Here is a 12,255-nt window from a genome sequence, read left to right on the forward strand (position 1 = left end):
CACCTCCCAAAAATAAGAGAGGTGCCGAATAGACGAAATAGATTCCTCTCTTATCTTCCAAAACGAAAACTCGTTTTGCAGGAATTAGCACCTTAGCTTATACGTCATAAGCTCGGTTGCCGGGCATCATCGGGCCAGTCCCTCCGCCACTCTTGATAAGAGTATGTGTATGTAGTTTTGAATATGGTACTAATAGTAAATCGTACAAAAAGAATTGTCAATGATATTTTCTGAATATATTTTATTTTAAGATAATCGAAACATTCCCCTTTTTATGTCCTTTTTCTACATATATATGAGCTTCAGCAATTTCTTCTAATCGGTAAGTTCTATCAATAACAGGTTTTAGCTTTCCTGTTTCAGCTAGTTGTTTTAGTAGGTTCATATCTTCTTTACTGACCTTTGCCATCATTCCGTTCACAGATACATATTTTCCATTAGGCATTAATGCATCTGTACAAAGAGACTTTTTATATTTTCCAACTGCATCAAATATAATATCGTAGTGCTCGCCCTGCTTAGTAAAATCTTCTTTCATATAATCAATTACGTTGTCTGCCCCTAAAGCTGTTACTAATTCGAAATTCGAACTACTACAAATGGCTGTGACAGTCGCCCCGAAGTATTTAGCAAGTTGTATGGCAGCTGTCCCTACTGACCCAGAGGCGCCGTATATAAGTACTCGTTGCCCTTTTTTTATCTGTCCTTTTCTAAGGGAGTGCAATGCTGAAGTTCCGCCGAAAGGAATAACGGCAGCTTCTTCATATGTCACATTGGTAGGTTTTAATGCTATTAATCCACTTTCATGCACGCATGTATATTCCGCATAACCACCAAGGTTTAGTTCTGTTAATGCAAAAACTTGATCTCCTTTTTTAAATTGTGTTACATCTGTTCCAATGTCTTCGATTTCACCGGATAACTCTACGCCAAGTATAGGTTTTCTCGGTTTTCTGAAACCTAATATGATCCGCATAGGAATCCAAAATAAGAGGGGGCTATTAAAGCCACGTATTCTACAATCTCCAGTCGATACACTTGTTGCGTGAATTTTAACTAATACTTCATTTTTTTTAGGTTTAGGCTTTTCTACATTTTGAAGCTGGAGAACATTAGGTGGTCCGTACTTTGTACAAATAATCGCTTTCATAATGACCTCCTGAAATGAGTTGTTATTATTTACATCATATTTAAACTTTTTCTCAAACATGTTGTTATATAGGAAATAAATTTAAAGATAAATATTACGAATTATATAGATTTCATAGGAAAAGAGATGATATTATTTTTGGGAAGGAGGGGACGTTATGAAAAAACTTATTTTAATTTCAAGTTTAGTACTTGCAGTCGGTCTAGGAGTAGGGTGTAGTAATGAGAAAACAAAAAAGACTGACGAACCGAAAAAAGAAGCTGTGCAGAAAGAAAAGGAATTAACAGCGAAGGATGTTTTTAATAAAGCGAATGAAGCTTTTAAAAATGAAGAAAATGTAACGATGACATATGATGTGGGAATAAAGGCTGAAGGAACAGAGATGAATGTAATAAAGGCTAAAATGCAACTAGAGCCGAAGAAAAAAAATTCTCGTTCTGAAATGAATGTTTCTGGTACAGAGGTTGTTGTTTATGATGTGGGTGGCAAAATTGCTGGTCAGTTAAAAAATCCTAATACGGGTGAAATTATGTCTGTACCAGAGGAACAATTGAATGCTAACGGAATGAACGCGACTCAAGGAATGGTAGATAATTTAGAGATTCCATCGGAAATTTTAAATAAAGTGAAGATGGAGAAAAGTGGAGATAATTATAAGCTGAAGTTTGCATTAAAAGGGCAAGAGACAGAGAGTATGCTAGCTAGTATGGATGAAAAGCAGAAACAAATGCTACAAGGCCAAAATGCAAAGATAGAAGAAATAGATGGGGAATATATTATTACAAAAGATTTTAAATATGAATCAGCAAAGATAGATATGGTTATGAGTAGCAATGGTGAGGATAAAGCGCACATTATTACGGATGCAAAGTTTACATCGTATGATAAATTTGATCCAATACAATTGCCAGCAGCAAAGTAATCACTGTCAAGAGAGGTACCTGAAAGAAAGGGTATCTCTTTTTGTTGCTAATAAGGAGAGTGTCCTTTGAAAAAAAGAAAGATAGCAGCGGTCATTGTCGCATATACGGTTTTGCTTGCAACGTCTGTACATACGTATAAAAAACAAATTGATCATCCTATTATGAGTGATGTAGGTAAATTGCTTCCGACAAAAATAAAACGTGTTGAAAGTGCTACGGAAGAGCACTCGTTAATAAAATTAGTGCGAGATGCAAAAGTTTCAGGAGAGAAAATTTCCATTGCAGGCATGCAACATAGCCAAGGAGGACAGACATATTATCCGAATGGCACGATGCTCGATATGAAAGGATATAATAAAATATTAGAATTTGATCCAGAGAAGAAGCGGATTACAGTTCAAAGTGGTGTCACCTGGAATGATATTCAGAAGAAAATAAATCCTTATGGCCTTGCGGTACAGGTCATGCAGTCTCAAAATATTTTTACTGTTGGCGGTTCATTAAGTGTAAATGTACACGGGCGTGATATTCGTCATGAGGCACTGATTGATACAGTAGATTCATTTAGATTGTTAATGGCAGATGGCACGGTACGTAATGTAAGTAGAGAAGAAAATGCAGAGTTATTTCCATATGTCATTGGGGGTTACGGTTTATTTGGAGTTATTTTAGATGTGACGCTGAAGTTAACAGATGATGAATTATATGAAATGCACACGAGAATGATAGATTATAAAGAATACGCATCTTATTTCAAAGAGAAAGTGAAAAGAGATGAGAATGTTCGTATGCACTTAGCGCGTATTTCTGTTGCTCCAAATTCATTTTTAAAAGAGATGTATGTGACAGATTATACTTTGGCACAAAATCAAAATATGAGAGAAGAGTACAGTGAATTAAAGGAAGAAAATATTATAGCTGCACCGAAATTTTTACTTGGGTTATCACGTTATAGTGATTGGGGAAAGAATACATTTTGGGATATACAAAGAGGTTATTTTGAACGTACAGATGGAAAGTATGAGACGCGTAATAACGTTATGAGATCAGATAGTGCTTTTATGGAATATGAAAATCCAAATAGGACCGAAGTGTTACAAGAATACTTTGTGCCTATAGATGCTTTCACAGAGTATATAGATGATTTACGTAACGTATTAAATGAAGAAGAGTTTAATTTACTCAACATTACGATTCGTTACGTGGAAAAGAATGAAAATGCAGTTTTGTCCTATGCGAAAGATGATATGTTTGCGCTGGTTCTTTTGATTAACCAGGGACGCTCAGAGAGTGAGATAAAGAAAACAGAGGATGTCATTCGAAAGATGATTGATATTACTTTAAAGCATAATGGTAGTTACTATTTGCCGTATTATTCTTATCCAACGAAAGAGCAGTTAAAGAGGGCATATCCTCGCATTGAAGAATTTCTCAAGAAAAAGAAGGAAGTAGATTCAGAAGAGAGATTTGTGAATTTATTTTATAGGGAGTATACGAAATGACATATAGAAGATTTGTGGCTTCGCAAAGTATCATCATGATGGCAGGAAGTATGGTATTTCCTTTTTATATATTATTGCTTCGAAACGTTGGAAATAGCTTCTCGCAATTTGGCTGGGCGTATGGCTTATTTGCTTTAACATCAGCACTTGTATATCCACTAGTGGGAAAGGTATCTGATCAAGTAGGGGATAAAAAATTATTAATCATATACGCTTGGTCCATGGCAATCTTAATGCTTTGCTTTCCAATTGCCACGGAAGTTTGGCATGTGTATATTCTTCAAATTGTAATGGGCGTTTTAGGTGCTGTGCAGCGTAATACTGAGAAGACTTCGTTAGCACGAAAGGTTGCGCAGGAAAAGGCTGGTTATGAGATTGGAAAATACCATGTGTGGACATCCATTGGCGGAGCAGTAGCGGTTATTGCCACGGGATATTTAGTAGATTTCTTTACGATTGGTACAATTTTTTATATTGCATCTATTCTATATGTAGTGAGCGGGATTGTATTAAGTAGTAAAAAAATATAACTATTCCTATTTTCACCTTAATAACCTTTATTTGTTATACTAAAAGGGAATACAAAAGAAAAGGGGACAGTGCCTTTGATGAAATTTGTAGTTTTAGCTATTCTTACTTTGTTTTTGATTCCATGGACAAGAAGTAGTAGTAAGCTTCGAGCAGTGGATAAGAAGGGAGATAAGAAGGTTGTAAAGGGTAAGAAATCATCTATTTTAGTTATTCCTGTTTTATTTTGGATAGGTATTGCAATCTATGAATACTTTTGGCTAATTGATGATCGAGTAGATTCGATTCTTACTCATTATTCTGTTGCAGTAGCAATTTTAATTGGGCTTGTTTTATTTTCACAAGATCAAATAGGGAAATTAGAAGGTGCATTAAAAGGACTTCTAATGTTTATTTTACTCGCAAGTTACGGCTACTTTGGTTATTTGCACGATATAGTAATCTCGCAAAAGAAATATGATTCTGTTGTTAAGGTAGAGAAAGATATTTCAGAGCCATTTACTGAAAATGACCAGCCGTTTACAGTGCCGCCAAAGACAGCGGAGAATAAGATGAAAAAAGTATTTGGTGATATTCCAAAAGTAGCTTATTTTGAGCTAGGAGAATTAACGCCACAAATGGTAAACGGCGAAGCTTTATATGTAGCGCCGATTGAAGTTTCAGGGTTTTTTAAAGCACGTAAAGCTGAGACAATTCCAGGGTATGTAACGATGTCAGGTACGAATCCTGATGCGGAAGCGAAACTGCACCTCGGTTATAAAATGAAATATGTGCCAAGCATGTTTTTTGGTAATAATTTAGAGCGTGTGGTAAGGCAAGCAGAACCAAATTTAATCTTTAAAGGAAAACCTAAATTTGAGGTTGATGATAAAGGAAAACCATATTATACAATGACGTACGGTGAATTTATTTCAGGAAGATCTGGATTTGAGGTAGAAGGTGTTGTCGTAGTAGATGCACAAACAGGTGAAGTGAAAAGATATGATAAAGGAAAGGCACCTAAATTTGTTGATGGTGTATTAAATCATGAGACTGCATCTACGTTAAATACGTACTTTGGTAAATATATTCACGGATTTTGGAATACGAAATTCTCACAAACAGATATGAAAATTCCGACTGAGTGGGGAACGAAAGAAGGCGTGACCCCGATTTTTGGTAAAGATGGAACACTGTATTATTTTACAGACTTTACTTCTCCAAAAGAAGGAGTAGATTCAGCTCTAGGCTATTCATTAGTAGATGCACGCACAGGCAAGCTATATTATTATAATGGAAAAGAAGTAAAGGGGATTATGGATGGTTCAGCAGCTACAGAAGTAGTGGATAATTCCTTTAAGAGAGAGAAATGGCATGGGACAATGCCTGTCATTTATAACGTATACGGAAAACCAGCTTGGATTATTCCGGTTGTTGATGACGGAGGCCTAGTACGTGCGCATACAGTTGTATATGCTGCTAATGCAAAAATATTTGCGACAGGTTCTTCGCAGAAAGAAGCGCTTGAGAATTATAAAAACGTAATGAGCGGTAATGGTGATACATTTAGACCAACCTCAACAGGAAAAGAAGCGCAAAAAGAAGGTATTGTACAACGTGTATATAAAGAAAAATCAGGTGAAAATACAATCGTGTACGTACTTTTAGAGAATGAACAAAAGGTATTTATGATACCAGTGAAGAAATTCCCATATGCTATGTTTACAGAAGTAGGAGACCCAATTCAAATTACATATTTAGATACGGGAGAGACGATGGCCTCGGTATCTAAATTTACGAATAGCAATGTGAAAAAGTAAAGCGGTAGAATTTCTATCGCTTTTTTTACATTATGAAAGAGGAAAATGCACTGTACTTGACGTATGTTTATGATGTAACTATAATTGTTACGATTCAGTGTGTATAGGAAAGGGTGAATTGAAAAAGTGAATGAAGTTAATCACGAAATATATAAACCTGTAAAGGCAAACAGGTTGTGGATGATTCTTGTATTAGGGACACTTACGGCGATTGGGCCATTATCTATTGATATGTATTTGCCTTCATTACCGAAGTTAACGGATGACTTGCAAACAGGTGCATCGCTAGCGCAGCTTACATTAACAGCTTGTTTGCTTGGGTTGTCAGTAGGGCAATTATTTGTTGGCTCAATTAGTGATATTTACGGAAGACGCAAACCACTTATTATTGCTCTTATTATTTATGTTGCTTCTTCTTTACTTTGTGCTGTTGCGCCATCTATTTGGACATTAGTATTATTGCGCTTCCTACAAGGAGCTTCAGGATCAGCCGGGATTGTTATATCACGTGCGATGGTAAGAGATATGTACTCAGGTTCTGAAATGACGAAGTTTTTCTCACTGCTTATGTTAGTAAACGGAGCAGCACCTATTTTGGCACCGATTATTGGGGGTCAATTGTTACAGTTTACAACGTGGCGCGGTGTTTTCATCGTTCTTGGAGCAATTAGCGTATTCATGTTAATCTCAGCTACTTTTGTATTGCGTGAAACATTACCTCCTGAAGAAAGAGAAACGGGTGGTTTGTCAGGGACTTTGGCGACGTACGGAAAATTGTTAAAGGACCGTCTGTTTATGGGATATGCATTGTCACAAGGATTAGTAACAGCGGCAATGTTTGCATACATTTCGGGCTCACCATTTGTGTTGCAGAACATATACGGAGCATCACCACAGCAATTTAGTTTATTCTTTGCGATTAACGGCATCGGTATTATTATTGCTAGTCAGGTAACGGGTCGTTTAGCGGGGAAAGTGAATGAGAAGACATTATTTGTTGCGGGTATTATTATCGCAGCTGTTGGTGGTCTATCTTTACTACTGACAATCGTATTAGGAATAGGTTTAATTGGTGTTTTATGTTCGTTATTCCTTGTCGTATCAAGTGTCGGGGTTGTATCAACAACTGGGTTTTCATTAGCGATGAGAAATCAGAAACAAGCTGCAGGAACAGCATCAGCTTTATTAGGTTTATTACAGTTTATTTCAGGAGCTCTTGTTGCTCCGCTAGTAGGTATCGGTGGAAGTAATACAGCATTACCGATGGGTATTGTTATTGCGCTTTGTGAAGTAGGAGCAGTGTTATGTTATCTATTTATGGCCAGAAGAAGTGAGAAGCAGTTTGAACTGCAGCAAAAACAAAATCTAGAGGCTTAACAAAAAAGAACTGATTCAAAGGGAATATTTGAATCAGTTCTTTTTTCATTTCTTTGAAATACCTCATACAGTTTTGTAAGGTGATGTAGTAAAGCATTGCAAAAGTTATTTGTATAAAGTGACGATACTGTGACAAACATGTTGGTATATATATTACGGTGTCGTCTTAAGTGTAAAAAGTAGGATGTTCTCGGTATAATAACAAGTGGAGATAAAAGAAACTATAATGAGTAATAGTTGTAGATAAAAGGAGAAGAAGAGATGAAGAAGGTTTTGGGTATTGCCGTAATGGGAGGAATGCTCCTTCTAGCAGGATGTAATGGAAATAAAGATACGAAAGAACCGAAAGAAAAGGTAGAGCAATCTACAGAACAAACAGAAGAGATGAAAGAATACCGTGCAGTACATGAAAAATACGATATGAAAATGAATAAAGAAATTAATAAAGCACTGCAGTTATTTGAAGTAGCAAAAGAAAAGGGCGGTAAGGAAATAACGACTGCTACATATAAAGAAGATGTGCAAAAGGTAACAACGAGCATGTTAGAAGATATTGATCATATACGTAAAGAAATTCGTGTTCCGAAGTCGAAAGAGCAAGAACATGAAGTATATGTTGGTTTCTTGAATGAATCGGAGCAAGCAATGAAAAAATTACAGAAGTTAGCTAAAGAAGAAGATTCATCGTTGATTCGTGATATAGAAATTAATTTTGCAACAGCATCGACATACTATAAACGTTTTCAAGCAGAAACGAAAAAATAACCTTGCCTGTGCAAGGTTATTTTTTCTTCTTACTACCGCCTACTTCTTTATTTTATTTCTCTTTTGTATTCTTTTTTCGTTCCATCAGAGAAGACAACTTCTAAATCAAATTTTTGATAGTCTTTATCAAGTTTGAACACATTCACTACTTGATCGATTACTTCTTGGTCAGCAGTATTTTTATCAAATTTTAATTCTTGTAAGAGTGGGCTTAATTTTGTGATAGCCTCGTCTCCTGTTAATTTTACATCTGCTTTATGATCTTCAATTTTTGCTTCCATTTTCTTATCAGCTGCTACATTTTTATAGTCTGCTTCGTAGTCTTTCTTTGTATCTTGGTAGTCTGCCTTTAAATCGAATTCATTGAAGTTTAGTTTTAAATCTGCAGGAGCCTCATTTTTTGCTTCTTCAGTCGTCTTTTTATTAGAAGTTGTGTCTTCTTTTGCAGGAGCTTTACATCCTGTTAATGCAGGTACTAGCATAAGAGCTAATAAAACTGATAGTAGAATTCTCATTATAAATTCCTCCTTATGTAAATTCGTTCTATACAAGTTTTTCCCAAAAACATGTAATTATGTATGTGTTGAAAATAAATTATTATTCTGTAGTTGCAAGGGCTAATCCGCAATTTAAATCAAAAAAGATTTGTATGTATATGGTAAATTGAAGTTGTGAGGAGGGGCTAAAATGCATGAAGAATATAAAGAGATAATAAAAAAATCAATTGAATATATAGAGAATCACTTACATGAGGAGCTTACAACAGAAAGAGTGGCATCTCACAGTGCAGTATCGATGTACCATTTTCATCGCATCTTTCAAAGATATGTTGGGATGAGTGTAACAGATTATATTCGAAAGAGAAGGTTAACTCATGCTGCGCAAGTTTTAGTGTCAACGGAGAGAGCTGTTATTGATATTGCAGTGCAATACGGTTTTTCCTCACAAGAGGCATTTACGAGAGCTTTTAAAAGAATGTTTCAATTGCCACCAAAGAAATATCGAAAGTACTTTCAGTCATTTTATATAGAAAGAGAGGGTGTTTCAATGCAAAAAGGTATACCGAAAGGATGGATCTTAAGTGGAAGTCATCCTGCTGAATATGAGATGGGTTTAGATTATGAAGTTGTCCATCAGGGGAAAGTATCTGCATACATAAAAGCAAAAGAGAATGTTACGCACGGAGGATTTTCAACATTAATGCAAATGTTCCGAGCGGATAAATATGTAGGAAAGAGATTACGTTTTACAGCATTTATTAAGAGTGAAAATGTAAGAGATTGGGCAGGATTGTGGATGCGAGTAGATGGAAAAGATACAGAACCGCTCGCTATGGATAATATGCAAAATCGCCCCATTAAAAATACGAATAACTGGCAATCGTACTCGGTTGTATTAGATATAAAAGAAGAAGCACTTGGTATTGCATTTGGTGTTTTATTATCAGGAGAAGGTTGTGTGTGGCTAGATAGTATTCGATTTGATGAAGTAGATGAAAAAATTCCTTCAACAGATTTGGCAGAGAACTTTTATGAAACACTTTTAGAAGAGCCGGTGAATCTACAATTTGAAGAAGTAGAAAAATAAAAAACAAGGAGAAAAGATATGCTCAAATATGTAAAACTAATAAGTATTAGTTTAGTAATATCGTCTTGTATTATGGGAGTTAATTATTTAGTTAGCTATCTTTGGTCAGGGCATATACCTTCTTTGACGTGGAGAACATATTTGATGTTTGTGTTTATATGTATGATGAGTTTTGGTTCAATGCAAAAAGAAGGAAAAGAGGATTATTGACAATAGTCTTCTTCGCCTTTCTTTCATTAACACAAATGGTTGTAACTGTTTTTGGAGATGCAGGTATGATTTTCAATATCATCTCACTATCGTTACAACTTGTAAGTTTGGGTGTAATTGTACCACATGAAATGCTTTCTAAAACATACCAAACAATCAGTGAATTATTTCCTGCAATATATGCAGGAAATGGCTATTATACAATAATATTTGGAGGAGTTAGTTTAGAAAGAAATATTATTTCATTATTAGTTATTGTATTGGTTATACAATTAGTAGCAGGTATGATTTTAGCTATAAAAGGAATGGCAAAGGGAAGAGGAAGCTCTGTAGTTAAAGTTGTATAAAAGTAAAAAGGTATCCTTCGTGGGATACCTTTTACTTTTGTTACTTTGCAACTTCTGTCCACTTGTAGTTAAATTCACCACCGAAGTCAGTTGTTACAAGTCCTTTAATGAAAGAGCGTTGTAAGTAAGAACGACCTTGTTGGTATAAAGGAGCGACAGCGCCGTCTTGTAATAGAATTTTTTCAGCTTGCTTCATTGCTTCAAAGCGTGCTTTTTCATCGCCAGCTAAATCTGTTTTCACTTTATGAATTAGCTCATCGTACTCTTTGTTAGAGTATTTATCGAAGTTATAAGCACTATCTGTTGTAAATAGATCTAAGAATGTAATTGGATCAGCGAAGTCAGGGCCCCAGCCGTCAATACCAATTTCATAGTCACCACTTAATAGTAGTTTTAGCTGTTGTTTACGTGGTTGTGGTTTTAAGTTCACTGTTAATCCGTCTAAGTTCTTTTCTAATTCACCTTTTAAATATTCACCAGTCTTTTTAGCTAAAGCATTGTCACTTGTTAATAGTTCGATTGTTACTTTGTCAGTACCAAGTTCTTGTTTTGCTTTTTTCCAGTTTTCTTTCGCTGTTTTCACATCATCCTTGACTAGATTTCCATTTTCTTTACGGAAGTCGTTGCCTTCTGGGCTCTTTGCGAATTTCGCAGGAACCATTCCTTCAGCTGGAACCGCGCCGTTATTTAAGATTGTTTCTACGTAAGCTTTTTTATTCATTGCGCCGTTAATAGCAAGGCGTGCATGTTGATTTTTTAATGTTTCATTTTTCTGATTTAGTCGTAAGAATTGAATGCCGACTTCAGCGCGTTCTTTGAAGTTTGGATCGCTCTTATATTTATCAACAAACTCTGCAGTTAAAGCAACACGATCAATTTGTCCTGAATCATATAAGTTCACTTCTGTAGACTTATCTTTAACGACATTGAAGTTGATTTCTTCTAGTTTTACAGTTTTAGCATCCCAATAGTTAAGGTTTTTCTTCAATTGGAAGCTTTGTTCATGTTTCCAGTTCTCTAATGTGAAAGCACCGTTGTAAATTAAATGAGTTGTTTCTAAACCATATTTATCGCCTTGAGACTTTAAGTACTCTTCATTAATTGGTAAGAATGTTGAGAATGTCGTTAAGCTTAAGAAGTAGGGAACAGGACGGTCTAGTTGTACTTCTAACGTTTTGTCATCAACAGCTTTGACCCCTAGTTGATCAATTGGCAATTGTTTTTGGTTTATTTGTTTCGCATTCTTTATATCGAAGAATAAGAATGCGTATTCAGCTGCTGTATCAGGATTTACGGCACGTTGCCAAGCGAAGGCAAAGTCCTTTGCTGTAACAGGAGTACCGTTTGACCATTTTGAATCACGCAGATGGAATGTATATTTTGTTTTATCGGGACTAATGTCAACCGACTCAGCGACACCAGGAACCGGTTTATTATCTTCTCCCATTGCATATAACCCTTCAAAAACATTGCGCATTACGTTCATGGATTCCCCATCCGTTGCTTTTGCAACATCCATTGTTGGAATTTCTGAAGCGAATGATAAGTTAATTGCCTGTTTATCAGGTGCTTTATCGTTTGCTTTCGCTCCGCTTGCATTATCTTTATTTCCCCCGCAAGCAGTTAGTAATAGACTTGCCCCTAAAACAGATGCAACAACAGGTATAACTTTTTTCTTCATTGTTCGTTCCTCCCTAAATGTGTTGTTCGTAACGTCATAATGTCCATGTCTTGAAGTAGTTATAGAAGGAGATAAAACCTATTATAAATATTTGTTTATAGGTAATCAGGTGTTCTATATGTATATACATGTTGATCTATAATCTATCGTTATATGTTTCAACGTAGTAGACATTATATTTTGATGGTGAAATATTTCGTTTCTTTGATTATTTAGAATATTAACACTGGAAAGAACTATATGTCAATAATAAAAATAGATTGTTAATTTCTTAGAATAATATATTGAAAAAGCGGATTCTCATGTGTGAGAGAACCTATTTTTAATATATTTTGCTAAAAAAACAATTGGTGTGGGCTAATAATAAGTGGGGATGAAGAAACCCC

General features: G+C 35.5%; 12 protein-coding genes and 1 riboswitch. Of the genes, 9 read left to right on the forward strand and 3 right to left on the reverse strand.

The genetic code is table 11. The features are described from left to right. Window positions 1-47 precede the first annotated feature (47 nt). Window positions 48-162: riboswitch (SAM riboswitch) on the reverse strand. Between the two features lie 79 nt (window positions 163-241). After that, window positions 242-1,150: an NAD(P)-dependent alcohol dehydrogenase gene (locus AB6801_RS27935; RefSeq protein ID WP_097999296.1), complete on the reverse strand. Its 909-nt coding sequence runs from the start codon at window positions 1,148-1,150 to the stop codon at window positions 242-244. Window positions 1,151-1,307: 157 nt separating this feature from the next. Here AB6801_RS27935 and AB6801_RS27940 point away from each other — a divergent pair, with 157 nt between their 5' ends. From AB6801_RS27940 to AB6801_RS27965, 6 genes are all read left to right on the forward strand, one after another. Continuing rightward, window positions 1,308-2,072 carry a DUF6612 family protein gene (locus AB6801_RS27940; RefSeq protein WP_000733612.1) on the forward strand — a complete coding sequence of 255 codons (765 nt, stop codon included), beginning with the start codon at window positions 1,308-1,310 and terminating at the stop codon, window positions 2,070-2,072. Between the two features lie 66 nt (window positions 2,073-2,138). Continuing rightward, window positions 2,139-3,575: an FAD-binding oxidoreductase gene (locus tag AB6801_RS27945; protein ID WP_000746276.1), complete on the forward strand. Its 1,437-nt coding sequence runs from the start codon at window positions 2,139-2,141 to the stop codon at window positions 3,573-3,575. Continuing rightward, entirely contained in the window at window positions 3,572-4,105 is a 534-nt protein-coding gene (locus tag AB6801_RS27950) for an MFS transporter (RefSeq protein WP_000222367.1), read from the forward strand. Before AB6801_RS27945 ends, AB6801_RS27950 begins: the two co-directional genes overlap by 4 nt. A gap of 78 nt (window positions 4,106-4,183) precedes the next feature. Beyond that, window positions 4,184-5,902: a DUF3981 domain-containing protein gene (locus AB6801_RS27955; RefSeq protein ID WP_084063802.1), complete on the forward strand. Its 1,719-nt coding sequence runs from the start codon at window positions 4,184-4,186 to the stop codon at window positions 5,900-5,902. 117 nt (window positions 5,903-6,019) lie between these two features. Beyond that, window positions 6,020-7,279 carry a multidrug effflux MFS transporter gene (locus AB6801_RS27960; protein WP_223153447.1) on the forward strand — a complete coding sequence of 420 codons (1,260 nt, stop codon included), beginning with the start codon at window positions 6,020-6,022 and terminating at the stop codon, window positions 7,277-7,279. A 261-nt stretch (window positions 7,280-7,540) separates the two neighbouring features. After that, window positions 7,541-8,044 carry a hypothetical protein gene (locus AB6801_RS27965; RefSeq protein WP_000756517.1) on the forward strand — a complete coding sequence of 168 codons (504 nt, stop codon included), beginning with the start codon at window positions 7,541-7,543 and terminating at the stop codon, window positions 8,042-8,044. Window positions 8,045-8,091: 47 nt separating this feature from the next. Here the strand turns inward: AB6801_RS27965 and AB6801_RS27970 are convergent, their stop codons facing one another. After that, on the reverse strand, window positions 8,092-8,559 hold the full coding sequence (locus tag AB6801_RS27970; RefSeq protein WP_001221553.1) for a YusW family protein: 468 nt from the start codon (window positions 8,557-8,559) through the stop codon (window positions 8,092-8,094). A 172-nt stretch (window positions 8,560-8,731) separates the two neighbouring features. Between AB6801_RS27970 and AB6801_RS27975 the strand changes: the two genes are divergently transcribed. From AB6801_RS27975 to AB6801_RS27985, 3 genes are read left to right on the forward strand one after another with little or no spacing between them, the layout of a single operon-like run. Next, window positions 8,732-9,631 carry a helix-turn-helix transcriptional regulator gene (locus tag AB6801_RS27975; protein WP_000544203.1) on the forward strand — a complete coding sequence of 300 codons (900 nt, stop codon included), beginning with the start codon at window positions 8,732-8,734 and terminating at the stop codon, window positions 9,629-9,631. 18 nt (window positions 9,632-9,649) lie between these two features. Continuing rightward, window positions 9,650-9,841: a hypothetical protein gene (locus tag AB6801_RS27980; RefSeq protein WP_000922552.1), complete on the forward strand. Its 192-nt coding sequence runs from the start codon at window positions 9,650-9,652 to the stop codon at window positions 9,839-9,841. Beyond that, window positions 9,838-10,188 (forward strand): ABC-2 transporter permease, encoded by a 351-nt coding sequence (locus tag AB6801_RS27985; RefSeq protein WP_000156942.1) that lies wholly within the window; start codon window positions 9,838-9,840, stop codon window positions 10,186-10,188. The genes AB6801_RS27980 and AB6801_RS27985 overlap by 4 nt, the downstream gene beginning before the upstream one ends. 40 nt (window positions 10,189-10,228) lie before the next feature. Here the strand turns inward: AB6801_RS27985 and AB6801_RS27990 are convergent, their stop codons facing one another. Beyond that, window positions 10,229-11,869: a peptide ABC transporter substrate-binding protein gene (locus AB6801_RS27990; RefSeq protein ID WP_000730943.1), complete on the reverse strand. Its 1,641-nt coding sequence runs from the start codon at window positions 11,867-11,869 to the stop codon at window positions 10,229-10,231. Window positions 11,870-12,255 lie beyond the last annotated feature (386 nt).

This window comes from Bacillus sp. RCC_6_1, from assembly GCF_041360755.1.
Lineage (GTDB): Bacteria > Bacillota > Bacilli > Bacillales > Bacillaceae_G > Bacillus_A > Bacillus_A cereus.